Raw genomic sequence first — 25,953 nt, forward strand, 5'->3', positions numbered from 1 at the left:
TTATTTTGCAGACCCAAAACAAAAAATGCCATAATGAAATTATTCCATTTCCCTATTTTAATACTTTTTTTATTTTGTTCATCTAAAAATTTCGCTCAGAAATCTTTAATTCAAACTCAATTAAATCCAGTAATCCAAACTCAATTACCAGATGTACATTCTAATTGGACTAAGAAAAATAAATTAGGTTTTGATATTACCCAAATTGCTTTTGTTAACTGGAGCGCTGGGGGAACTAGCTCAATTTCGGGGCTATTTAAAGGTGAGTTTTCAAGAGTATACACAAAAGACAATCATAAATGGGCAAATGAACTTCTACTAAAATATGGACTAAACAAACAAGATGGTATTGAGTTACGTAAAACTGATGATGCTTTTCAGTTTAACTCAACTTATGGTTTTAGAAGAGACACACTTTCAAACTGGTATTATTCTGCAAAATTTAATTTAAACTCACAGTTTACTAATGGATATTCTTATCCAAATACAGACATTCCTATTTCCAAACTTTTTGCTCCAGCTTATGTATTCTTAGGAGCAGGGGCTGAAAACGCTAATAAACAAAAAAATCGTGCTTTCTATTTCTCACCAATTACATTAAAAACCACTTTGGTTTTAGATCAAACCTTGGCAAATCAGGGAGCATTTGGTGTTAGAAAAGCCATTTATATTGATGACCCTCTAGATCCTAACAATAAGATTCTTGTTGAAAATGGCCAAAAAATAAAGGCTGAATTTGGTATTTTATTTACAGCTTATACAAAAAATGAGATTTTCAAAAATATATTTTTTGAAAATCGTCTTAGTCTTTATACCGATTACCTAAATCGATTCGGAAATGTTGACATCGATTATGATACCCGTCTAGATCTTGTTGTAAACCAATATGTAAAAGCCAATGTCGGCATACATTTTGTTTATGATGATGACATCAAATCTAAAAAAGAAATAGACGGAGTACAAGTTACTCAAGGTCCGAAAGCACAATTAAAACAAGTTCTAGGAGTTGGAGTTGTTTATGCTTTTTAACAACTAACTTGTTTTTCTTCCATTTATAGTTTCATACAATTCTAAGGCATTTCCATCGGTTAATAATGAAACATAATGGCATATATGAAGTAATCTTTCATACAATCCTTCTTTTTCTAAATGGTGTTTTTCTGGCAACATCTTTAAAATTAAGGTATCGTAGTTTGATGTTTCTCCGTTGTATTTATTATTAAAAGCCGTTATAAATTTATCTAGAAGTGTCTGGATAATCTGATAACCAACTATTTCTTTTTCGATCACTTCACGACTCTGATATATTTTTTGAACACTCAAATTTATAATATCGTTCATCTGTGCTTTATATTGACTTTTATCCATTAATGCATAAGGAAATTTACCCGCAAGGATGGCATCTTCGTTATCAATAAAAACTTTAACAGCATCATTTATCAAGCTTCCAATTGCTAGAGCTCGTAAATAACTAATCCTGTCTTCTTTAGTTGTTAGCGTTTTATATTTGGCTACGCCAATATTATCTTTTACAAGTTTAATCAGGTATTCTAATGCATAATCCTCTGAAACTAGCCCTAGGTTTATTCCATCTTCAAAATCAATAATAGTATAACAAATATCATCGGCAGCTTCTACTAAATAAGCTAGAGGGTGTCTTTCGAAACCAATATCATTTCCAGATTTATTAGGTAACATGCCCATATCGACAGCTACTTTATTAAAAAAGTCTTTATCAGTCTGAAAGAAACCATATTTTTTATCGGCTATATTTTTGGTCGGTTTTTTAGGCAGGCTTTCTTTTGGATATTTCATAAATGCTCCTAACGTAGCATATGAAATTCTAAGTCCTCCTTCTATTCCTGGTCTACTTGCTGTTAAAACAGAAAACCCATTAGCATTACCTTCAAAATCTATTAAATCCTGCCATTCTTTATCCGTCAAATGTTCTTTGTACTGTTGTCCTTTTCCTATAGAAAAATATTCTCCAATAGCTTTTTCTCCCGAATGTCCAAAAGGTGGATTCCCAATATCATGTGCCAAAGATGCGGCTGCAACTATAGCACCAAAATCGTTCATGTGGTATCCGTGAACTTCTTTTAGATATGGATATTTTTCGATTATTTTTTTTCCTACCAAACGACCTATAGAACGGCCTACAACCGAAACTTCTAAACTGTGCGTTAATCTGGTGTGTACAAAATCTGTTTTAGAAAGAGGAATTACTTGCGTTTTATCTTGTAGACTTCTAAATGCCGATGAAAATATTATTCGGTCGTAATCTACTTCAAATCCCAATCGCGTATCATCTTGTTCTACACGTAATCTTTTGCTAGTATCGCCTTGGCGTTTGAGTGATAAAAGTTGTTCCCAGTTCATTGTGTGTTTTAGATTGAAGATTAACGATTTTAGGTTTTGAAAGGCAAAAATACATTTTTATTTCAGGACTTTGTAATGATTAAAACTCTAATGCGGTGCTGTGTTTAATTTCCCCCATCACAAAAATACTGTTCGTATTCCCTATGTTTTCGATAGTAGACAATTTATTCATTACAAAATCCTGATAACTAGTCATATCCTGAACAAGGATTTTTAGCATAAAATCATAATCTCCTGCAATATTATAACACTCTATAATTTCGGGAAGCGCAACAATATCTTTCACAAAATTGCTCCCTACATTTCTTGCATGTTCTTTTAATCGAACATTACAAAAAACAGTCATACCACAATTCATTTTTTTCTTGTCTAACAGCGCAACATATTTGGTAATATATCCGTCTCGTTCTAATCTTTTTATACGTTCGTAAACAGGCGTAACAGTGAGGAATAATTTGCTTGCCAGGTCTTTTGTATTGATATTTGAGTTCTCCTGAAGGTGTCTCAAGATCTCTAAATCGGTTTTATCTAAATTTTCCATAGTAATTTTTACGGCTAAAGTTCGTTTTAAAAGGATTCATCAGTATTATAATCTTTAAATAACAACTTAATAAAGTTTATTTACTTAAATAAAGCCCAAATATAAGTTTTAAAAACCAATACAATAAATTTGTTCAGTAAAAAATACTGAAATAAAAATGAAAACAAATAATTTAGGTTATCCTCGAATTGGTAGCAACAGAGAATTAAAAAAAGCTAGTGAATTATACTGGGCAGGGCAACTTTCGAATGAAGAACTTTTGGCTGTTGGAAAGAACATCCGCAAAGAAAACTGGCAATTGCAAGCTGAATCTGGCATTGATTTAATCCCGTCAAATGATTTCTCATTTTACGATCAGGTTCTGGACTTAACATTGACTTTGGGAGCAATTCCTGAGCGTTATAATGATTTTGCAAAAACAAATACTTCTATCGATCTATATTTTGCAATGGCTAGAGGTTCTCAAAAAAATGGGCAAGATGTTGTTGCTATGGAAATGACAAAATGGTTTGACACCAATTATCATTATATTGTTCCTGAATTCACAAAAAAACAAAAATTTACTTTATTTTCAGAAAAGATAATCAACGAATTTAAAGAAGCAAATGATTTAGGTATTGCTACAAAACCTGTCCTTATCGGACCAATCTCTTACTTACTTTTAGGAAAAGAAAAGGAAGAAGGTTTTCACCGAATTGACCTTATTGAAGCCTTACTTCCTGTATATTTTGAGATTTTCGAAAAATTAGAAACTGAAAACGTAACTTATATTCAATTAGACGAGCCTTTCCTGGCTTTAAACTTAACTGATAAAGAAAGAAATGTTTTCACGAAAGTATATACAGAAATCAACAACCGTTTCCCTAATATAAAAATTATCCTTGCAAACTATTTTGACTGCTTTGGAGAAAACCTAACTACAGCATTGGCTTTGCCTGTTGACACCTTGCACTTAGATCTAGTACGCTGTCCGTTACAACTAGATGATATTTTAGAATCAAATTTATTATCTCCAAACGTAAATCTTTCACTTGGTCTAGTAGATGGAAGAAATATCTGGAAAAATGACTTTAAAAATTCATTGGCAATTATCGAAAAAGCGACTAAAGCTCTTGGCGAAAACAGAATATTAATCGCTCCATCTTGCTCATTAATTCATAGTCCTTGCGATTTAGAATTAGAAACTAACAATAAAACCCTTACTCCGGAAATTAAACAATGGCTGGCTTTTGCTAAACAAAAAATACAAGAAGTTGTTTTAGTGAAACAGTTTGCTACGAAAGAAATAGATATCGCAAACTCTATCCAATTTGCAGAAAATACTTTGGCAAACGAAAACAGAAAAACATCAAAATTAATCCATAACGAATCGGTTAAAAATCGTGTAGCAGACATTGCTCCAGGTGATGATCAGCGAAAAAATACTTTTGCCATTCGTCGCGAAAAACAAATAGATGCTTTAGATCTTCCTTTGTTCCCAACTACTACGATTGGATCTTTCCCGCAAACTCCTGAAGTGAGAAGTTGGAGAGCTAAATTCAAAAAAGGCGAATTATCACAACAGCAATACGATGATTTAATAAAGAAAGAAACGGAAGAAACAATTCGTTTTCAAGAAGAAACCGGAATAGATGTTCTTGTTCATGGTGAATTTGAGCGTAATGATATGGTGGAATATTTTGGAGAACAATTAGCTGGGTTTACTTTTACCAAAAATGGCTGGGTACAGAGTTATGGCAGCCGCTGTGTAAAACCTCCTGTAATTTATGGTGATGTTTCCAGACCAAAACCTATGACTGTAAAATGGTCAAAATATGCACAATCACTAACTCCTAAATGGCTAAAAGGGATGTTAACTGGTCCTGTAACAATTCTGCAATGGTCATTTGTTCGTAATGATCAACCACGTTCTCAAACTTGTACACAAATTGCATTGGCAATACGAGATGAAGTTGTAGATCTTGAAAATGCGGGAATTAAAATCATCCAAATTGACGAACCTGCTATTCGTGAAGGATTGCCATTACGTAAAGAAGAATGGGCTACTTATTTGGATTGGGCTGTTAAAGCATTCCGAATTTCAGCTAGTGGTGTTAAAGATGATACTCAAATACACACACATATGTGTTACAGCGAATTCAATGATATTATCCAAAATATTGCCGATATGGATGCCGATGTAATCACTATCGAATGTTCGCGTTCGCAAATGGAATTACTTGATGCCTTTGCCGATTTTAAATATCCTAACGAAATAGGCCCTGGAGTTTATGACATCCACTCTCCCCGCGTTCCTTCTAGCCATGAAATGGTGAAATTGTTAGAAAAAGCATCCGCAGTTATTCCTGTAAATCAGCTTTGGGTTAATCCTGATTGTGGTTTAAAAACTCGTCATTGGGATGAAACAAAAAAAGCACTGATTGAAATGGTAGCTGCCGCTCAAGAAATGAGAGCAACTGTTGAAAATGCAGTAAGCCTATAATTTTTATTTAAATCTATTTTTTGTTATTTGTGTCAACTACGTGGAGTCGAAATTCTTGTAGTTATGATTATTTTCGATTTCACTTTAGTTGACTTTATTTTTTGAAACACTTTAACCAAAAGCAAAAAAAGCATTCGCTATTGACGAATGCTTTTTAATTTTTTAATCTATTTAATACTAGAAGTTTTTAGAAATTCCAATGTTAACTGTTTTACCAAAATTAAAGTAGAATTTACGAACATCGGTATCACTAGTATCAAAATTTAATGTTTCATACCCTAAACCACCTATACTAAAGTTTAAACCAAAGCCTTTTTTCATATTAATAAAAAGAGCTGGAGTTATTCCTGCGTACATACCGTCTGCTTTAGTTTTTGAAATAAGTGATTCATTAATATAATTTTTGTTTTTTTGATTTTGGAAGCCAACTCCTAAATCAGCAAATACAGAAAACGTTTCACTCAAGGGAACCGAATAACGTACAAATGCTCCTATTTTTAAAGCATTATATTTCGATTCTGAATCCTCTATAGCATTATTTGGTAAAGAAACTGTCCCTTTTGATGAAGACAATGCAAATTCGCCCCCAACTGTCCAGTTATCGTTAAATTGGTAACCTACTTTTGGAGAAAAAGTAAACGAATTTGATTTTCTGTTCTCGGCTTGTTGATCAGTTTTTTCAGAGGAATATCCGATATTTCCACCAACTAAGATTGTTCCTTTTGAGCATTTGCATAGCTTAACGTAGCTAATGCAAGAATAAGTAGCATTTTTTTCATATTAATGTTTATTAAGTTATTACAAACACACAACAACAAAAATACCATCATTTAACTCTAACAGATTTATTAACAATTTGTTTAAAAAGAACATTAAGCAAAGCTCTTGAAATCATAATTTAATAATATAAGAAACTAAAACCTTACTTCTAAGCACAAAAAAAGCACCCTTATTTGGGTGCTTTTAAAATTGAAAACTAATCTAAGATTAGAAGTTTTTAGAAATTCCAATACCAACTTCTTTACCGAAATTAAAGAAGAATCTACTGTAATCAGCACCGTTGTTATCAAAACTTAATGTTTCATAACCTAAACCACCAATATTAAAGTTTAAACCAAAACCATTTTTCATGTTGATGAAAAGAGCTGGAGTTACACCTACGTACATACCATCTGCTTTAGATTTTGAATAAGCATTTCCAGGACCGTATTCTTTGTTTTTAACATTTTGGAAACCTGCACCCATATCAGCAAAAACAGAAAAAGTCTGGTTTAATGGCACAGAATAACGTACAAATGCTCCGATTTTGAAAGCATTGTTTTTTACTTCTTCAATTCCATTATCTTGATTAGATGATGCTACTGTAAATTCACCCCCAACAGTCCAGTTGTCGTTAAATTGGTAACCTACTTTAGGAGAAAAGCTAAAAGTATTTTCTTTTTCTTCACCAAATTTGAATTCTGATTTTTCAGAAGTGTAAGAGATGTTTCCACCAACTAATATTGTTCCTTTTTGAGCATTTGCAAAGCTAAAAGTAGCTAACGCAAGAATAAGTAAAAATTTTTTCATTTTATTTGTTTGTTTAATTTGACATTCCTTTAACAATAACGGTGCCGTTGCTGTTGGGCTTTAAGTTTTTTTTATGATTTCTTTAAAAGACAAAAATTTAGTAATCGAGCAGATTTCTGTTTACTTTTGCAACAAATAAAAAAGTCATGTCGATAGAAGTAAACAGCATATCAAAAAGTTACGGCACTCAAAAAGCATTAGACGAAATCTCATTTTCGATTAAAAAGGGTGAAATCGTTGGGTTTCTTGGTCCTAACGGAGCTGGAAAATCAACTTTGATGAAAATCTTAACTACTTACTTACTAGCCGATTCGGGTACAGCACTTGTAAACGGTCATGATGTCATGACTGATACCAAGGCAGTGCAACTATCTATTGGTTATTTACCAGAGCATAATCCATTGTATTTGGATTTGTATGTTCGTGAGTATTTGGCTTTTAATGCCGATGTTTATAAAGTGGCAAAATTCCGTATTGAGGAAGTTATTCAACTGACAGGGCTGTCAGCCGAAAGTCATAAAAAAATAGGACAGTTATCTAAAGGATATCGTCAACGTGTAGGATTAGCAAATGCTCTATTACACAATCCTGATGTTTTAATTCTTGACGAACCAACAACTGGTCTGGATCCTAATCAGTTAATAGAAATCAGAAACGTAATTAAGAATGTAGGTAAAAATAAAACGGTTTTTTTATCGACACATATTATGCAAGAAGTAGAGGCAATTTGTGACAGAGTTATTATTATTAACAATGGAAAAATCGTTGCTGACAAGAAACTAGACAAATTAATTTCTGAGGATAAAGAACAAATTATTGAAGTAGAGTTTGATTATCAGGTAGAAGAACAACTTCTTGCCAAACTAGAAAACATTAGTTCATATAAAAATACGCATGACATGATTTGGGAACTGACATTTGTCACTGAAAAAGACATGCGCCCTGCTATTTTTGACTTTGCTACTGCCAACGGATTAAAAACGCTACAACTTAACCAAAAAAATAAAAACCTAGAGGCAGTGTTTAGAGAAATTACTAAATAAGTCTCTGTATTCAGTTTACATTTCAACAGTATTAAATCTGTTCACTTATAAAAATCCAATTCTTTCTATTATATAGAGCGAATTGGATTTTTTTATTAAACGACATTTCATCAAACCTGGACTTTTTTAGGTATTCTCACCTTTATATAATTCGTCTAAAAAATAAAAAATAGAGAATTTACTACGATTTAAGCCCAATTTAAAACCGGATAATGACTAATTACCAATAGATTATCATTTATATAAAATTTGCAATTGTTTTTATTTAGACTTGTTATAAATAATACTATATTTGAAGTTTAAAAATTTAAATAATACACAATCATGTTTTTATTTTATTCATCAGAAATCTCCTCCTCCTCACATTCAAGTAACTTATTTTATCTTGAAAAAAAATACTCAGATGAAATTTGCTAAAATGATTTTTATTACAATTAAAAACTGACTTTGTTTATTTCAGATTTCATTTTTTAAAATAAGAATTATTATAGATCAGCTGTACTTTAGGCTTAATTCAAAGGCCCTTTTATTATTCCCATAAATTAAAACAAATAATATGAAAAATATTATAACATCCCTTATGCTTGCATTTTCTGTTTATGCCTCATCACAAACTCAGAAAGAAAAAGATAGTATTATCGAAACATCAATAAATGCATTAGATGAAATTATAATTGTAAAAAAGAAGGTTCTTTATACTCAAAAATCAGATCGTATGGTCTTTAATGTTGAGAACAGCATTGTTGCTGAAGGAGGAACTGCTTTAGATGTATTAATGCGTGCTCCAGGTGTTGTAGTGTCTCAAGATGGAGAATTATCTATTAGAGGACAACAAGGAGTCGGCGTTATGATTAATGGTAAACTAACGCAACTTTCGCAAAAGGAACTCGCAAACTATTTAAAATCTACAACCTCATCAAATATTAAGCAAATTGAAGTTATTACTAATCCTTCTTCTAAATATGACGCAACAGGTAAAGCTGGAATGATTAATATTATATTGAAAAAACCAAGTGCTTCTGGAATAAAGGGAACCGTATTTTCTAGTTACGGAAGAGGTAGAAAAAACAGAACTAACTCTGGTATGAATTTAAGTTACAATAAAGACAAATTTGGTGTTTTTGGTAATTACAGCTACACTTTCAGAGGGGAAGAGGAACGTAAAAATTTTGATCAAATTCAATACAAAGACGATAGCAGACAAGAAGTCTCTACAACAAATTATCAGCACTCAACTACTAGCGAACCACTTACATCTAATAATTTTAAAATTGGAACAACTTACGAAGTTTCTTCAAAAACAAATTTAGAGGTTTCACTTGATGCAAAAATTGGTCGTTACCAAAATATTGCCAACGGTAGCAATACTTTATATAATAGCTTAAATCAATTAGATTTTGATGCTTTGACCTATAATGATAGTAAAGAAAAGTGGTTTGATTATACTTATGCTTTTTCAGGAGTTCATAAATTTAATACTGAAGGTAAAAATATGACTTTTGATTTTGAATATGAGACATCAAAATTTAGATCTAATCAGTTTCAAAGTGCACAAAATTTAATCGCTGGCGCGCCAATTAATGACCGAAGAGGCTATATTCCTTCACATTTAAAAGTTTTCACTGGTAAAGTAGATTTCACAAATCCTATAAAAGAAAAACAAACTTTAGAATGGGGATTTAAAGCTAGTGTAAAGAATAATGACAATCCCTCAGTTTACGAGTATTACAATAATCAATGGATAATTGATGGTAGTTCGACAAATCATTTCGTATATGATGAGCAGATTTATGCTGCTTACGCTAACTATAAATACAAACTAGAAAATCTTAGCATTCAAGGAGGAATAAGAACTGAATATACTGCAATTGATATCAATCAAAAAACATTAAATGAGAAACATAAAGATGACTATTTAAAGTGGTTCCCAAGTCTTGCGTTAAAATACGAAATGAACAGCAATCATTCCATGCATGCTTCATACAGTAAAAGAATTAATAGACCAAGCCAGTTTGATTTAAATCCTTTCCGTTTTTACGATGATTCATTTAATTATTCACAAGGAAATCCTGATTTGGTTCCAGAAATTACGCATTCAACAGAGATAGGATATTCATGGAAAAGTGCATTTATGGCTTCTGTATATTTTAATCAAACTAAAGATGTTTTTACAGAAATCTATGTTTATAATCCTGTAGATAATACAACAGTAACTTCTCAAATCAATGCCAAAAAATCATTTAATTATGGTGTAAATATTACCAATACTACCGATGTCTATAAATGGTGGTCTGTAAATACGTTGATGAATGTTTTTGAGAATAGATTTGAAGGAAACATGATTAACTCAAATAAAATTGATCCAATAATAACATTAAATTTAAATGTTCAAAACTCATTTACAATTACTGATACTTGGAAAGCTGAAGCCAATGCGCAATACCAATCAAAATCGAATGTAGGTATTTACGAAAGAGATAGTTTTTTTGATTTTAGTATCGGTTTATCAAAACAAGTTCTTGCAAATAAGGGGAGCATAAAATTTAATGTTACTGATGTTTTTAATACTAATAAATACAACATCAATTCGGTTATTGGACAAACTAGCATCGACAAAAGATACAACCTTGATAGCCGTGTAGCAACAATTTCTTTTACTTATAGAATTTAATAATTTTGGATCTTTAGTTTCTTCTCTTATTTTAATTTTTTGATAGAATAGAGCCTGCTTGTTTAAGCAGGCTCTATTTATTTTTATTCGATAATAATAAACATTTAAAATTGTTACTTGCAATTAATTCCAATATACTAATGTCAGACTGGCGGAGTCGAAGTCCCGCAAAGAGATTCAGCAAATGAGACTTCGACTCAGTCTGACAATCGAACTTCACTCATCAAAACAATGATATTGGTTTTTGAAAGATCCTTTCTTTATTTCTTAAACATAAAAAAAGTCTTTTGAAATACACAGATCTTCAAAAGACTTTAACTAACTAAAAATATGTAAAAAAAAGTAATCTTAATTTTTAACTCCAGGTTTTGCTTTTTTCTTTCTTCCCCACCAAATATAAAAACCTGTAACTGGTAAACTTGCACATATTAAACTACCTACGAAATATAAAATCTTAGTTGGTATTCCTCCAATAGCACCTATATGTAAGCTATAATTAGATCGCATAAGCCATTTAGAGAAACGTTCGTTATCAATATATTTCTGCGAATTAGGCTTTAATTCCAATGTTTGTTGGTCAAAGTACAAATCCCTCCAAACTCCTTTATTCATATCTGTACAAGCGTAAAAATCATCCTCTGGCTCATGTGGAAGATCAATGATAACTGCTTCTTTATTTTCTTTAGCAATTTCCTTGCGTACTTTGTTCCAGATAAAATCGGCCGCAGCCAGTTTGTCTAATTGCTTTTTAGATAAAGTATCTTTTTTGACAGTAAAAATTTGTTCCTTTTTTTCTTTTTCATCTGCCCAACCACCAGCTATCCAATACGTACTTGACCTGACCCAATGAAAACTCATTAATAATCCAGTGAACGAAATTAGCAATGCTAATATGATAGTGTAAAATCCCATTACATTATGCAAATCATAATTGAGTCGCTTGAATTTAGCATTCCATTTTATCTTAAAACTAGCATTTCTTGTCGTTTTGTTCCATTTTTTTGGAAACCAAAGAATAAGACCACTTATAAGTAAAAAGAAAAAAATTAGCGTTCCCCATGCCGTTACTTGTGAACCAACATCCCGACCTAACCATAGATGTCGATGTCCTTCATCCATGATATGAAAAAAGTCTTCGTGATCAACTATCCCTGTAATAACTCCATTATATGGATTTACAAATATCAAAGAATCTGATTCGATATCAACTTTAATCGTTTTATCTAAACCATTATACCATAAACCATGAATTTCTTTATTAGGTAATGCTTTACTAACTGCTGCATATATTTTAGAAGGGGGTAATACTTTTTCTGACTCTTGCGCTTCTACATTCAACCAAGGAGATGTTGCATGTTTAATTTCTTGTTCAAAAACCAAAATACAACCTGTAATTCCCATTATAAATACAACGAGTCCCGAAGCGAGTCCTAACCATAAATGCAACCATGCATTAATTTTACTAAAACGTGATTTTCCTTTATTTGGTGGTTTATTCGAACGGCTTTTAATAGTACTCATTGATATTATAATTTTAATAGGTAATAGTTTTTATGGGCAAAAAAGATGTATTAGTAAAAATGGCTTGAGGAATATTTATAGTTAAGTAATTCCTCAAGCCATTAAAATTGTATTAACTTAAAGTGTAAGCTTAGCAATTGCAATCAATTAATGAAAGTAGCGAAATGAAAATAAAATTTCAAGAGCTCTTAAAGTTTTTACTTAGATGATTTCAAATTATCTAAACGTAAAATATAATCATAACCTCCAACAATTTCTACTCCTGAAGTTACAGCACCTGTTGTGGTATTAACTTCCCAAATATAATCTTTAGTAGTTTCAGCGTTAACCTGAATAAATACTTTACCATCAGATGTAATTACATTTTGTAATTGGCTTCCTTTATCTGCAGGTAAATCTAATTTTTTAATTACCGAGCTAGTAGCTATATCAATTAAAGCAAATTTAGTATTAAACAATCCCGAAGGATTTTCTGCTACTATTTTTGAATCTATGTATTTAGCAATAGCCTTACCGTTACCAACATACCAAAGTCCACTAGCAGTTTCTCCTCCTAAAGCAGTACCAAGGTTAAAATTATAAGAAGAGTCTAATGTAGTTTCACCCTTTTTGATTCTAAATATTTTTGTTGGACTATCTTTAGAAGTCATCCAATCAGCAAAAAACATCATATAAACATCACCAGACTCATCAGTACAAGAAGTTGGCATCCACATATTAGATCCTCCATTACCATCAGCTTCCGAGCTTTTAATAACCTTTTCAACAGCAAAACTTGGATAATCTACTACGGCAATATTCATACCTGCCTCAGCAAGTGATGGCCAAATAGCCATATTAGAAAATGCTACATATAGTTTTCCGTTTGAATATTGAATATTCCCTTGATTATAAGAAGTATATCCCGCTGGAATCGCAGGCAATGCCAATTCTCCATTTTTTATCCAAAGTGTTGTGGCATTTACAACGGTATATAACACTTTGCTTCCATCTCCATTCGTTCCAAACAATACTAGCGTGTTGTCATCAACCCATGCATAACAACTTATAGATTTTTGATACGTAAAAGGCACTTCATATACAACAGATAATCGATTGTTCTTAAATTCGAATTTAGTCATTTTACCAAAATTAGAACTTGTACTTGGATAGTAATAAAACCCGTTTTTGGCAATAATTCCATAATCTGCCTTGCTTGTAACTTCGGCACCATTACCTACCAAACTAACACTCCCTTTAGTCAAATCATCAACTCCTACAATGTACTGAGTTGTATTTGGCCAACTCCCTAATTGCAACCATAGCGCATAATCAGCTTTTGCACCAGCTGAATCACTTCCAGAATCATCATTACTAGAACAAGAAATAGTTGTACCCATTATCAATGTACTAATAAATAGAAAATAAAAAGAGGGTTTAATAAATCGTTTCATGTTTAAAATATTTTTTATATAATTATTAAAAATAAAAGTTCGTTTCAGGCTATTTTAAGAAATAATGAAATTTAATTGAAAAGGAGCGTCCTTGCTTTTGTAGCTTAAAATTATCATAAGCCAAATCATTTGTTAGATTGTTGCACTCTAAAGAAATATTATACATTCCAGAATTCATAGAATAAGAAATAGATGCATTTTGGATATACTGATTAGGAATTATACTTTTCCCTTCTTTTGTACCATAGTTTTCCCATGTAAGGTAATACCAGTGTGTATATTGCAAATCCCAATTAAGCTGTAGATTATTTCCTTTTTTAATGAAGTCCGACTTTCTATATCCTAAATTGGCATTACCAAACATCCAAGGTCTATTAGGCAAGTCATCTTTGTATGTAGCTGATATTGTTCCAGAATTTGATCCATTAGGATATTTCGTGTTGTCAAGCGTGCTTTGATAAGTAAAATTTATCCCAACGTTTATCTTATCCTGATAATTGTACTTAATATCGGCCTCAAGTCCTTTGATAAGAACATTTGATGTATTTTCAAATCTACTTATCTGACTATTCGATTGATAAACAACTGGGGAAATAAAGCCTTTCGCATTTCTTAAATACCCTCCTGTTTCAATAAAAAAATGGTGGTTTTCCGCTGCATTCTTCCAATAACCACCCAAATTGTAATTGTCGCTATTCTCTGGTTTAAGATTAGGATTAGCTACAACCGAGTACCCATTACCAAACACCTCATCTACTCTTTGCAAACGATATGCTTTTTCATAAGATGCTTTTATACCTATAGACGAAGTTATTTTATAGCGTGATGCAATTCCATATCCGGTGTAACCATTGTTATCTCTAACAGTTTCGCCCGCTCCAGTTCCAGAATTAGTAATAGCAAAAGGTTGTTCTAACAACATACTATAATATTTTCCAAAAAACGTGTTGGTCAGTTTTTCTTCCAATAAATTCTGTTGATAGGATAGCCCTATAATATGCTTTGTAATTTTCCCAGGATTATAATCTTTGTCAGTAAGCAACTCATCATAAGTCTTGTTTTCGACTTTGTCCAGAGTATAGTTAAGACTTAACGAGTTATTATGGTCTATTTTGTAGCTAAGATTCGATCCGATAAAATATTTTGGACGTCGAATATTCCATTTAGTTGCAGGCCCTCCCATTTCGGAAGAAGTAGCTGCCACATAACTTCCATCCCAATAATATTTTCTAAGTGCGGTATCTGTAATAGTATATTGATCGTCTGAATAGGAAGAAAAAAAGCTTAAATCAAGATCTTTTGTAAACAAATTCTTTTTTAAATATCTTAGTGAGAATGAATAAGCATCTCCTCCTCTATGTACTTGACCGTATACTACGTCTTGGTTAGTTCCTGTTTGTATTCCTTTTTCTGTAGCTGAATAACTTCCTCCAATAAAAAACATATCAGCCCAAGATTTATCAACGAAACCTAGTTCTGCCTGCCCCATAGCAGACTTATATTGATCATTGAATCTTTTAAAATCACCAGTAACAAATCGAGAATTATCTTTATCAATCACTTCTATTACTTGCACATCTCGCATTGTGTAATCGTTATCCGAATAATTTAAAAAACCAGAAGCTTTAAAAGTTAATCCTGATTTTTTGTCACGCATCTGTCCTGTTAATGAAGCACTATGCGTATTAAATGATCCTAAACTATATGACATATCAAAATAATTTGATATTTGATGATTCGTAATAATATTTACAGCACCGCCAAGAGCATCAGAACCTAAGTTCACTGGTACTACACCTTTATATACTTCAATTCTTTCAGATAAATTAACTGGTATATTGTTTAGCGACATTGAACTTCCCATAATATCCAAAGGTACACCATCTATAAAAAACTTTACGGCACTACCAGAAAGTCCATTGATAGAAAAATCAAAATCAGAACCCATACCTCCTTGTTCCCTAACTTTTACCCCAGTAGTTTTATTCAATATTTGACTCAAATTGGATGTAATGTTAGCCATTGACTTAGTATCGACCGCATTAACCTGAAAAGCAGATTCTTTTACTCTGGTTACTTTAGATATTCCTTTAACCTGAACTTCATCTAACGCAGCCATATCTTCTTCAATAGTAAGAGTTGGAACTGTTTGATTTACCTCTTTTAAATTAATCTTTACTTGCTTTGGTTTATATCCAACATAAGTAATAGATAAAATATAGTTTCGTGGTTCTGCTATAATTTCATATTCCCCTTTCTCATTGGTTAATGTTGAATAAGCAGTATCTTTTAGTTCTACAGAAACACCTTCGATAGGTTGCCCGTTATTACCTAAAATGACTCCATTTAATTTTACTTTGTTATTTTGTGAGAAACCTTGAATCGAAGTTAAGAGTACCAGGATTAAGATAAATATTCTATTTATTTTCATTACTTAAAGTTGAAATTAATTTGGCACAAAATTAACATCAATAAATACCATTTCCAAGTTATTTTTAATTATTCTAAATAAAAATGATGATTCACTTTCAAGTAGCCAATTCAATAAAAAATTAATATATTTATTAGTGAATAATTAAGATTAACTTAATATTCGATTAAAATTTAACATCTTAAAAGTTAAAACTCAAAGCTTCAATTCGTCAAGAAATAAAAAAACATAAAAAAAGTAGCCCGTTTAACAAATTAAACGGGCTACTTTCAAAAAATGCTATTGTATGTTTTACTTATATTTTCAACTCAAGAATTGTATTTTTCATTTCTTCTACGATTATTTCAATATCCTTTTCACTTGTTCTCCAGTTCACAAATGAAGCACGGATGCCTTTACGATTTTGATATACAGTAGGTGTCATAAATACTTTTCCTGTATCATTAAGACGACTCAAGAATGAATTTACCTTTTCCTGATTGTGTTCTCCCGATAAGGTAAAGCAAACATTATTTAGTCTTGTTGGAGCTAATAACTCAAAGTTTTCATTCCCTGTGATAAAGGCATCAAATTGCAAGGCAAGATCAACACTGTTCTCGACTATATCCTGATATCCTTCTTTTCCGTAAGCTAATAAAGAAAACCAAACTGGTAAAGCTTTTAATCTTCTAGAATTTTCGGGTAAAAAATTTAAAAAACTAAAATTCTCTAATGGATCTCCTAAGTACGGTGCATTCGAATTTTGAAATGTTTCTATCTGTAATATCTTATGCTCTTCTTTTATCAAATAAAAAGCACTTTCATAAGGTACATTTAGCCATTTATGACAATCGATCGTAATACTATCGGCATTTTCCCATCCGTTTAATAAGTATTTGTATTTAGGAGAACAAGCTGCAAATCCTCCAAAAGCTGCGTCTATATGCCACCAAAATTTATACTTCTTCTTCAATTCATTTATGGTTACAAAATCATCAAAATCGGCAGTATTAACCGTTGCAGCACTTGAAATTAGAATAAATGGTTTCCCGTTTAGAGTTTTAATATATTTTTCTAAATCGGCTACATCTATTGCTTCTTTATTTCCTTCAATAGTTTTTATTTTTGTGAAATTCTGACTTCCTATTCCCAACATCGAGAGGCATTTAATAGAAGAAGAATGAGGGGTTGCAGAAAAAATTGTGACTGGATCAGATATTCCATTTTTAGCAAAATCCTTTCCTAGTTGTTTTCCAAACCATTGTCTTGCCACTGCCAAAGAGGTAAAATTAGACATAGTTGCACCAGTCACAAATCCGCCTAAGAATGATTTTGGCAAATCAAGCAATTGCAATAATAAATTAATAGTCTCAATTTCTATTAAAGCCGAAACACCTCCTTGTGCTTTTACTGCTTGTGTATTTTGATCGTAAATTGTCGTTAACCAATCGCCAACTATCGAAGCTGGTGTACTCCCGCCTGTAACAAAACCTAAATATCTTGGCCCTGGCGATGCAATCATTAAGGGAGCTAATCGCTGATTAAATTCATCTAAGGCTACTAATGCACCTAAACCTGATTGATTTAGATTTCTATCGGTAGTTATTGTATTTGAAGTTGAAGTTGGAATAGTATCTAGATTATTCAAAAATTCTATCCCTTGTTGTTTTACTTTTTCAAGTATATTTTCAATATCTTTTAAATCTTGTTGAAGTGTAGTGTTCATTTTAGATAGTATAGTTTAAAATAAAATTTGAAGTTTACAATTTGAAATTGTAATAAGAAAACGAACCATATAAGCGATGTAACTTCATTTAGGAAAAGTATTAAAACTTATATTTTCTTAAATGGCTTATAAGGTTTAAATAAATCGTGAATTAATTTCTACCATTTCGTTTTTTCTGAAAATCGGGAAACTATCATCGACGAAATCACATCACCGTTGGCATTTAGTAAAGTAGCAATTGGATCGACAAGTGTTCCCAATATCATTGCCACTGGCAAAGCTTCTGCCATTGGAAAGCCATAAACTGTTATCGCCAAAACTTCTCCAATATACCCTCCGTTTGGAATTCCTCCTTCTACGATTGATACTATTACAGTAATTCCTAACGCCATCAGTATCGTACTTGGTTCTGTGAAGTCTTTTCCAAACATGGTGAACAATACGGTAATCTTTAAAATAGATGACATACTTGAACCGTCTTTATGCAATGGCGCCCCTAGCGGAATAACCACATTACGAACGTGAGCAGGAATTCCCATTTTTTCAGCTGCTTTAAGATTGGCTGGAATTGTTGCAATACTACTACAGGTTCCGATAGCTGTAAGTGCTGGGGTTATATTATTTGTCCAAAACACTACAAAAGCTCTTTTCCCTCCTGCTACCAAAGCATAAAAACTAAAGAAAACAAAGAAATAGAACACACAAGCTCCATAATAAATCCCCAATGGTTTGGCATAAACCCCAAATAACTGGGGTCCATAAAAACTAACCTGATAGGCAAAATAAGCTCCTAAACCAATTGGAGCCATTTTCATAATAATGTTCAACAACTGTTTCATCACTTCGTTTCCTGAATCTAGGAAACTCTTAAAACTTTCTCCTTTTTCTCCCGATTGCAAAGTTGCAAATCCAATTAAAAATGAAAAAATAATAAGTGCCAACATGCTTTTTCGTGACAATAATTCGAAGAAATCATTTGTTGTAACTAATTGTGCAATTTGATCTCCAACTGTTCCTGTTGCAATATTTTCAAGTGGAACTTTAGAAACTATAATGTTCTGATGAATTGGAAAAAGATAAACTGCTATAATCATAACTATAGCCGAAAGAAGAAGTGTTACCAGAAAAACGGCTACCATCACCACGAATAACCTACCTAGCTTTTCTGTTTGTTCTAAATTAGCAATAGAAGAGGTTATTGTAAAAAAGATTAGCGGAATAATTGCTGTAAAAAGTAAATTCAAGAAAATATCTCCTATCGGTTTTATAATCTCTATGTCTTTACCAAAGACTAATCCTAAAATACTGCCTGCAATAATGCCGCCTAGGAGTAAAAGAATACTACTGTAATTTTTTATAAAATTGATTTTTTTAGTCTCCATAATTAAAAGCATTAGTGTTTTAAAAATCAATTAAATTACGTTAAAAAGAATTCAAAATTAATATTGCCTCATCTTTTATTTCCCCAGAACAATTGTAGCAAACTCTCTATCAACGAGTTCTCCTGTTTTGCTTTTTATTTTTTCAGTTTGATTTTCTATCTTGATAACCTTAAAAAGGGTCTGACTAATCAGTTTTTCGACTTTTTCGGTGTTATAAAGTTCGAATTCAAACTCAGTGAACGGAAGTTTTTTCATAAAACTTTCTTGTGCAAATGTTAGGCTAAATATTCCTTTTTTATCCAACACTCTGTATATTTCCAAAAGAAACGCTACAGGTTCTTTCCAGAAATATAACGTATTCACTGTAAATATTTTATTGAAATGTGTATCAGGAAACGGAATCACATTTCCTTCATAAAGTGAAAAGAAAGCTTGTTTTTGAGAAACATAATTTCTATTGATCTGGCGTGCTTCCTGGAACATGAGTTCTGACATTTCGAGTCCGTAGTACTTTAAATGAGTACTTTGTTCCATTAAATACTCAAGATGAGCTGCGTTACCATGACCTAATTCTAGTATTATATCCCCTTGTGAAATATGCAGATTTTGAATTGAACTTAGCGTCATATTGATGTTTGTTTCATGCATCATATTTGCCATTTCAATTCCTTTTTCTCCTTCAGGTTTTTTTAATTGAGATGCGATCGATTGTAATTCTTCTTTTTTCATAACTAACAGAAATTATTTCAATTTAAAAAAACCTACTATTTTAGCTGGGATAAGAGTGGCATCCTTTTATTACTTTCACAAAATTGTCATTCTGTGAAACGAAGAATCTTCACAAGTTAATCCCCAAACTATGTCGAGCTACTCGCTGAGATTCTTCCTCTGTCGGAATGACAAGATTGGAATAAAATGCACTTTTCAAAAAGTAAAGTTAGAAAACTTTACTTGCTATTTGACGAATATTTTCAGATTTCCCCATAGAATAATAATGCAAAACTGGAACACCAGCAGCTTTTAGTTCTAATGATTGCTGAATCGCCCATTCGATCCCGACTTGGCGTATCTCTGCATTGTTTTTACATTTATCTACTTCGTGAATTAAATCTTCGGGTAAATCGATACGGAAAATTTGAGGCAAAACCTGTAAATGTCTTTGAACAGCTATTGGCTTAATTCCCGGAATGATAGGAATTGTAATTCCCATTTCTCTAGCTTTCTCAACAAAATTAAAATACTTAGAATTATCAAAGAACATCTGAGTTACAACATAATCTGCTCCAGCATCTACTTTTTCTTTCAGTCTTTTTAAGTCAGATTGTAATGATGGTGATTCCAAATGTTTCTCTGGATAACCAGCAACACCAATACAAAAATCAGCTTTGTTATCAACGTCCATTACCTCATGAAGGTATTTCCCTTGATTCAACAAACTGATTTGCTTCACTAAATCTACAGCATAATCGTTTCCTCCCGCTTTTGGAATAAAATATTGTTCATCTTTCATGGCATCTCCACGCAAAGCCATAACATTATCGATTCCTAAATAGTTACAATCTACCAAAAGATACTCCGTTTCTTCTTTGGTAAATCCTCCACAAAGAACATGTGGAACGGTATCTACATTGTATTTATGTTTTATAGAAGCACAAATCCCTAACGTACCTGGACGCATTCTCGTTAGTTTCTTATCTAAAAGTCCGTTTCCTTTATCAATATAAATATACTCTTCTCGAGAAGTTGTTACATCAATAAATGGAGGATTAAATTCCATCAATGGATCAATATTATCGTATAATTCCTGAATACTTTTTCCTTTTTGAGGCGGGATAATTTCGAATGAGAATAATGTATTCCCTTTTGCCTTTTCTATATGTTTGGTTACTTTCATTTTGATTTCTTGTTTCAAGTTTTTTTAGTTTCAGGTATAAGTTTAATGCAACTTGAAACCTGAAACTTGGAACCTTTTCTTTTTAGTCTGCTATATTAGGATTTAGCCATTTCATGGCTTTATCAGTTGAAATACTTCGGCGTTTGGCATAATCTACAACTTGGTCTTCTTTTATTTTTCCTAGTCCAAAATATTTACTTTTTGGATTTCCGAAATAATATCCTGATACCGATGATGCAGGCCACATTGCCATACTTTCGGTCAAGGTTACTCCTATTTCTTCTTCTACATTTAAGAGTTTCCAGATTGTAGGTTTCTCTAAGTGATCTGGACAAGCAGGATATCCTGGCGCAGGACGAATCCCTTTATAATTTTCTTCGATTAAATCTTCAGTTGACAAGGATTCTTCGGCATCGTAGCCCCAGAAATCTTTACGAACTTCTTCATGTAAATATTCGGCGAAAGCCTCAGCAAAACGATCGGCTAATGCTTTTACCATAATCGAGTTGTAATCGTCTAAATCTTTTTCGAATTCAGCTGCCCATTCGTCAACACCAAAACCTGTTGTTACACAAAACGCTCCAATATAATCTGTAATTCCGCTATCTTTTGGCAAAATAAAATCAGACAATGCTATATTTGGTGCTCCTTTTGTTTTTTGTGATTGCTGACGAAGTGTTAAAAATTTCTCCAACACTTTTCCGTTTTCATCACGCAATTCGATATCATCATCATCTACCTGATTAGCAGGAAAAATTCCATAGATACCTTTAGCGGTCAGTTTTTTCTCTGCCAAAATTACTTTCAACATTTCCTGAGCATCTGCAAAAACAGAAGTGGCTTCTTTACCCACAACCTCATCGGTTAAGATTGCTGGATATTTACCGAACAATTCCCATGTTCTAAAAAATGGTGTCCAGTCGATATACGGAACCAGAACATCTAACTCTACTTCGATTACTTTTGCTCCAACAAATTTTGGTTTGATTGGCGTATATTCAGCCCAATCCAATTGTAATTTGTTTTTACGTGCTTGCTCTATCGTCAGGAAGTTTTTATCTCTTGAACGATTTAAAAACGTTTCTCTAAACGCATCATAATCAGCACGAATATCACTAGCATATATTTTACGGTTATGATCTAACAAATTTCCTGCAACTGTTACGGCTCTCGAAGCATCGTTTACGTGAATTACAGTTTCTCTATATTGCGGTGCAATTTTCACGGCTGTATGCGCACGCGAAGTCGTTGCTCCACCAATCATAATCGGTATTTTAATTCCTTGTTTGTCTAACTCTTTTGCTAAATACACCATTTCGTCAAGCGAAGGGGTTATTAATCCGCTTAAACCAATAATATCAACATTATGTTCTATAGCAGCAGCTATAATTTTTTCTGGAGGCACCATAACACCAAGATCTACAATCTCATAATTGTTACAAGCCAATACTACCGAAACAATATTTTTACCAATATCGTGAACGTCACCTTTTACAGTTGCCATCAAAATTTTTCCATTCCCTTGCTTGTCGCCGGCCTGTTTACTGGCTTCAATGTAGGGTAACAAATACGCAACGGCTTTTTTCATTACACGTGCCGATTTTACTACCTGAGGCAAGAACATTTTTCCACTTCCAAATAAATCCCCTACGACATTCATTCCTGTCATTAAGTTAATTTCAATAACTTCAATAGGTTTTACCGCCGCTTGGCGAGCTTCTTCAACATCTATTTCTATAAAGACATCAATCCCTTTTACTAATGAATGGGTAATACGCTCTTGAACCGTTCCTAACCGCCATTCCTGAATTGTCTTTTCATCTGATTTAACTTCGCCTTTTACATTCTCGGCAAAATCTAATAAACGCTCTGTAGCATCATCACGTCTGTTCAGGATTACATCTTCAACGTGTTCTAATAAATCTTTAGGGATATCATCATAAATCGAAAGCATCTCCGGATTTACAATTCCCATTGTCATTCCGTTCTTGATTGCGTGGTATAAAAACACCGAGTGCATCGCTTCACGAACGGTATCGTTTCCTCTAAAAGAGAACGAAACATTACTTACTCCACCACTAATATGTGCATGTGGCAAGTTATCACGAACCCATTTTGTCCCTCTAAAAAAGTCCAACGCATTTAAGCGGTGCTCTTCCATTCCAGTTGCAACTGGGAAAATATTTAAATCGAAAATAATATCCTGTGGAGGAAAACCAACTTTGTTAACCAAAATATCATACGAACGCTGACAAATTTCGACTCTTCGATCAAAATTATCTGCCTGACCTACTTCGTCAAACGCCATGATAATAGCCGCCGCACCGTATCGTTTAATTAATTTGGCATGGTGAATAAAGGCTTCTTCGCCTTCTTTCAAAGAGATTGAGTTTACAACACTTTTTCCTTGTACTACTTTTAGACCTGCTTCGATGATTTCCCATTTCGAACTGTCAATCATAATTGGCACTCTCGAAATATCGGGTTCAGATGCTATTAAATTCAGGAATTTTGTCATTGCCTGAACTCCATCAAGCATCCCTTCATCCATATTGATATCGATGATTTGTGCTCCTCCTTCTACTTGTTGTCTTGCAATATCAAGTGCTTCGTCATACTTCTCTTCCTTGATTAAGCGAAGGAATTTTCTTGAACCCGTAACATTGGTACGTTCACCTATGTTTACAAAAACACTTGTTGGCGTAATAATTAATGGTTCTAATCCTGCTAATACAAGGTCTCTTCTATTTTCTGCCATTTTCTTTTTTAATTTTCAACGGAATAAATTCCGTAGCTACAAATATGTCGTTCCTCTGGAACTCTTTAAAGAGCCTTTAGCTCGATTATTTTTATTCTATTTTAATCTTCAATGCTTTGACCCCTAGTAAGTTTAATTCTCTTTAATTATACTTTATAAAAAACATAATTTATTTTATCAACTTTAATAGATTCAGATTGAAAACCTTATTATTATCATTTTACTTCAAATGGAACTTCAACCAATGTTCCTTTATTTGAATGATATATTTTTATTTTCCAATCTTTTTGTGGCTTCTGATCAAAATAAAAAGCATACAATCCTCTCTCAGTAATTATTGCATCATTTTGGTCTTCGCTAAGTTTAATCTCATTATCATCCTTATCAAAAAACTTAATATCAATTAAATTAACCATATTGGCTTCAATCCAAAATACAATTTGATTTGTAGTGAAATCGATAACTTGTGATCCAAAAGTGTCAGTCATGAATTTATCATCTTTTTCAACGACATCTACTAATCTGCCAGATTCTATTGCTTCATTTTCTTGTCCCTTTTTACGATATTTTTCAACAACAGATTTATTAACTCTGAATATTTTAAAAGGTAATTGATCAGAAACTAAATTTTTATCAACATCTTCTTTTAAACTAAAACTAACTTCTGTTTCATTATTTTTTTTCAAATATGATATAACTCCTTTTATCAACTTTATGTTTTTGTTTTCCCCCCCTTTAATCCAAAAATTTAACTTTGCATCTTCTTTATTAACTTGCACAAATTCGCCAGAAGGAAATGAAAGTCTGGTTCTATTAATAGAATCTCGTTCGTAAACTAGATTCTGATTCTTCTCATCAATTACTTTTTCTATACTTTTTATCTTAACATAATTATATTTTTCATTTGCCGGAATATTCAGTACAATTTCATTTAATGGATAGTCCTCAAAATTTTCAATATCCTCTCCATCATTTTTAAAAATTGTTATTTTCTGGCTTTGTACTTTATTACATGAGATTGTGACAAACACAATTATAAATCCTAGATATTTTATCATTGTTGTAAACTTTTTCTAATCAGAAAAAAATAAAAATTAATTACAGTTTTTTGAATTCTTAGTAGGGAACATTTACACAAAAACAGGTGCTACTCTCGGCTTATAATCCTTCGCCACTTCAGCAATTAACCTGATATGATCTGGAGTTGTTCCGCAACAACCTCCGATGATATTTATTAAATTATCCTCTAAATATTCTTTTATGAATGCTTGTGTTTGTTCTGGTGTTTCGTCATATTGCCCGAATGCGTTTGGTAATCCTGCATTGGGGTGAGCCGAAACATTAAAGCTCGTATGTTGTGCTAATGTTTTAAGGTAAGGTTTCAACAAATCGGCTCCTAGAGCACAATTAAATCCTACGCTTAATAACGGAATATGTGATACTGAAATCAAGAAAGCTTCTACCGTTTGCCCAGAAAGTGTTCTTCCTGAAGCATCGGTAATGGTTCCTGAAACCATGATTGGAATTTCAATATTACGTTCTTCTTTTACTTCTTCGATTGCAAAAAGTGCTGCTTTAGCATTTAAGGTATCAAAGATGGTTTCTACCAATAATAAATCACAACCTCCATCCATTAAGGCTTCTACTTGTTGTTTGTAGGCAATACGTAAATCATCAAACGTTACGGCTCTGTAACCCGGATCGTTTACATCTGGTGACATACTCGCTGTACGGTTTGTTGGCCCGATTGAACCTGCAACAAAACGTGGTTTGTCTGGATTTTTGGCTGTAAACTCATCAGCTACTGCTCTTGCAAGTTTAGCAGACTCGTAGTTTAATTCGTAAACGTACTCCTCTAGGAAATAATCGGCCATACCGATTGTTGTTCCCGAGAATGTGTTTGTCTCTACGATGTCGGCACCCGCTTCATAGTAAGCGGCGTGGACATCGCGAATTGCTTGTGGTTGTGTTATGGATAGTAAATCGTTATTTCCTTTTAGGGGATGTGGAAAATCTTTGAAACGCTCTCCTCGAAAATCTTCCTCTGAGAAATTATAGCGTTGCAACATGGTTCCCATTGCTCCATCTAGGATTAGAATATTTTTTTTTATTGCTTCTTGAATTGTTGACATGTTTTTTCTTTT

At 32.6% G+C, this 25,953-nt stretch carries 18 protein-coding genes; 4 read left to right on the forward strand and 14 right to left on the reverse strand.

Annotated elements, in window-relative coordinates; all coding sequences use genetic code 11:
- Nucleotides 1-33 precede the first annotated feature (33 nt).
- On the forward strand, nucleotides 34-1,029 hold the full coding sequence (locus EAG11_RS15110) for a DUF3078 domain-containing protein (RefSeq protein WP_129539879.1): 996 nt from the start codon (nucleotides 34-36) through the stop codon (nucleotides 1,027-1,029).
- Nucleotides 1,030-1,032: 3 nt separating this feature from the next.
- On the opposite strand, the gene EAG11_RS15115 is transcribed toward EAG11_RS15110, so the two are convergent.
- Nucleotides 1,033-2,379 carry a deoxyguanosinetriphosphate triphosphohydrolase gene (locus EAG11_RS15115; protein WP_129539880.1) on the reverse strand — a complete coding sequence of 449 codons (1,347 nt, stop codon included), beginning with the start codon at nucleotides 2,377-2,379 and terminating at the stop codon, nucleotides 1,033-1,035.
- A gap of 79 nt (nucleotides 2,380-2,458) precedes the next feature.
- Complete coding sequence (locus EAG11_RS15120) at nucleotides 2,459-2,920, reverse strand: Lrp/AsnC family transcriptional regulator (protein ID WP_129539881.1); 462 nt, start codon at nucleotides 2,918-2,920, stop codon at nucleotides 2,459-2,461.
- Nucleotides 2,921-3,077: 157 nt separating this feature from the next.
- On the opposite strand from EAG11_RS15120, the gene metE reads away from it, so the two are divergent.
- Nucleotides 3,078-5,402 carry a 5-methyltetrahydropteroyltriglutamate--homocysteine S-methyltransferase gene (gene metE / locus EAG11_RS15125; protein WP_129539882.1) on the forward strand — a complete coding sequence of 775 codons (2,325 nt, stop codon included), beginning with the start codon at nucleotides 3,078-3,080 and terminating at the stop codon, nucleotides 5,400-5,402.
- 177 nt (nucleotides 5,403-5,579) lie between these two features.
- Here the strand turns inward: metE and EAG11_RS15130 are convergent, their stop codons facing one another.
- Nucleotides 5,580-6,155 carry an outer membrane beta-barrel protein gene (locus tag EAG11_RS15130; protein ID WP_371414643.1) on the reverse strand — a complete coding sequence of 192 codons (576 nt, stop codon included), beginning with the start codon at nucleotides 6,153-6,155 and terminating at the stop codon, nucleotides 5,580-5,582.
- Between the two features lie 234 nt (nucleotides 6,156-6,389).
- Entirely contained in the window at nucleotides 6,390-6,971 is a 582-nt protein-coding gene (locus tag EAG11_RS15135; RefSeq protein ID WP_129539883.1) for an outer membrane beta-barrel protein, read from the reverse strand.
- A gap of 146 nt (nucleotides 6,972-7,117) precedes the next feature.
- On the opposite strand from EAG11_RS15135, the gene gldA reads away from it, so the two are divergent.
- Together gldA and EAG11_RS15145 are read left to right on the forward strand one after the other, a co-directional pair.
- The gene (gene gldA / locus EAG11_RS15140; RefSeq protein WP_129539884.1) at nucleotides 7,118-8,014 is read left to right on the forward strand and encodes a gliding motility-associated ABC transporter ATP-binding subunit GldA; all 897 of its coding nucleotides are present in this window, start codon (nucleotides 7,118-7,120) and stop codon (nucleotides 8,012-8,014) included.
- A 556-nt stretch (nucleotides 8,015-8,570) separates the two neighbouring features.
- Nucleotides 8,571-10,685, forward strand: a complete 2,115-nt coding sequence (locus EAG11_RS15145) for an outer membrane beta-barrel family protein (protein ID WP_129539885.1) — start codon at nucleotides 8,571-8,573, stop codon at nucleotides 10,683-10,685.
- A gap of 348 nt (nucleotides 10,686-11,033) precedes the next feature.
- Here the strand turns inward: EAG11_RS15145 and EAG11_RS15150 are convergent, their stop codons facing one another.
- The 10 genes from EAG11_RS15150 to EAG11_RS15195 all read right to left on the reverse strand — a co-directional run bounded on the left by EAG11_RS15150 (nucleotide 11,034) and on the right by EAG11_RS15195 (nucleotide 25,941).
- Nucleotides 11,034-12,206, reverse strand: a complete 1,173-nt coding sequence (locus tag EAG11_RS15150; RefSeq protein WP_129539886.1) for a PepSY domain-containing protein — start codon at nucleotides 12,204-12,206, stop codon at nucleotides 11,034-11,036.
- 197 nt (nucleotides 12,207-12,403) lie between these two features.
- Nucleotides 12,404-13,639, reverse strand: coding sequence for a DUF4374 domain-containing protein (locus tag EAG11_RS15155; protein ID WP_117590090.1), 1,236 nt, complete (start codon nucleotides 13,637-13,639; stop codon nucleotides 12,404-12,406).
- A gap of 49 nt (nucleotides 13,640-13,688) precedes the next feature.
- A complete protein-coding gene (locus EAG11_RS15160; protein WP_129539887.1) occupies nucleotides 13,689-16,070 on the reverse strand; it encodes a TonB-dependent receptor in 2,382 nt (793 codons plus the stop codon).
- Nucleotides 16,071-16,365: 295 nt separating this feature from the next.
- Nucleotides 16,366-17,775 carry a pyridoxal-dependent decarboxylase gene (locus EAG11_RS15165; protein WP_129539888.1) on the reverse strand — a complete coding sequence of 470 codons (1,410 nt, stop codon included), beginning with the start codon at nucleotides 17,773-17,775 and terminating at the stop codon, nucleotides 16,366-16,368.
- 158 nt (nucleotides 17,776-17,933) lie between these two features.
- Nucleotides 17,934-19,157 (reverse strand): dicarboxylate/amino acid:cation symporter, encoded by a 1,224-nt coding sequence (locus tag EAG11_RS15170; protein ID WP_129539889.1) that lies wholly within the window; start codon nucleotides 19,155-19,157, stop codon nucleotides 17,934-17,936.
- A 75-nt stretch (nucleotides 19,158-19,232) separates the two neighbouring features.
- The gene (locus EAG11_RS15175) at nucleotides 19,233-19,886 is read right to left on the reverse strand and encodes a class I SAM-dependent methyltransferase (protein WP_129539890.1); all 654 of its coding nucleotides are present in this window, start codon (nucleotides 19,884-19,886) and stop codon (nucleotides 19,233-19,235) included.
- Between the two features lie 208 nt (nucleotides 19,887-20,094).
- A complete protein-coding gene (metF, locus tag EAG11_RS15180; protein WP_129541116.1) occupies nucleotides 20,095-21,051 on the reverse strand; it encodes a methylenetetrahydrofolate reductase [NAD(P)H] in 957 nt (318 codons plus the stop codon).
- 82 nt (nucleotides 21,052-21,133) lie between these two features.
- Nucleotides 21,134-23,809: a methionine synthase gene (metH, locus tag EAG11_RS15185; protein WP_129539891.1), complete on the reverse strand. Its 2,676-nt coding sequence runs from the start codon at nucleotides 23,807-23,809 to the stop codon at nucleotides 21,134-21,136.
- A gap of 215 nt (nucleotides 23,810-24,024) precedes the next feature.
- Nucleotides 24,025-24,867 carry a hypothetical protein gene (locus EAG11_RS15190; protein ID WP_129539892.1) on the reverse strand — a complete coding sequence of 281 codons (843 nt, stop codon included), beginning with the start codon at nucleotides 24,865-24,867 and terminating at the stop codon, nucleotides 24,025-24,027.
- 72 nt (nucleotides 24,868-24,939) lie between these two features.
- Nucleotides 24,940-25,941 carry a homocysteine S-methyltransferase family protein gene (locus EAG11_RS15195; protein ID WP_129539893.1) on the reverse strand — a complete coding sequence of 334 codons (1,002 nt, stop codon included), beginning with the start codon at nucleotides 25,939-25,941 and terminating at the stop codon, nucleotides 24,940-24,942.
- Nucleotides 25,942-25,953 lie beyond the last annotated feature (12 nt).

Origin of the sequence: Flavobacterium sp. 140616W15 (assembly GCF_003668995.1) — a bacterium.
Lineage (GTDB): Bacteria > Bacteroidota > Bacteroidia > Flavobacteriales > Flavobacteriaceae > Flavobacterium.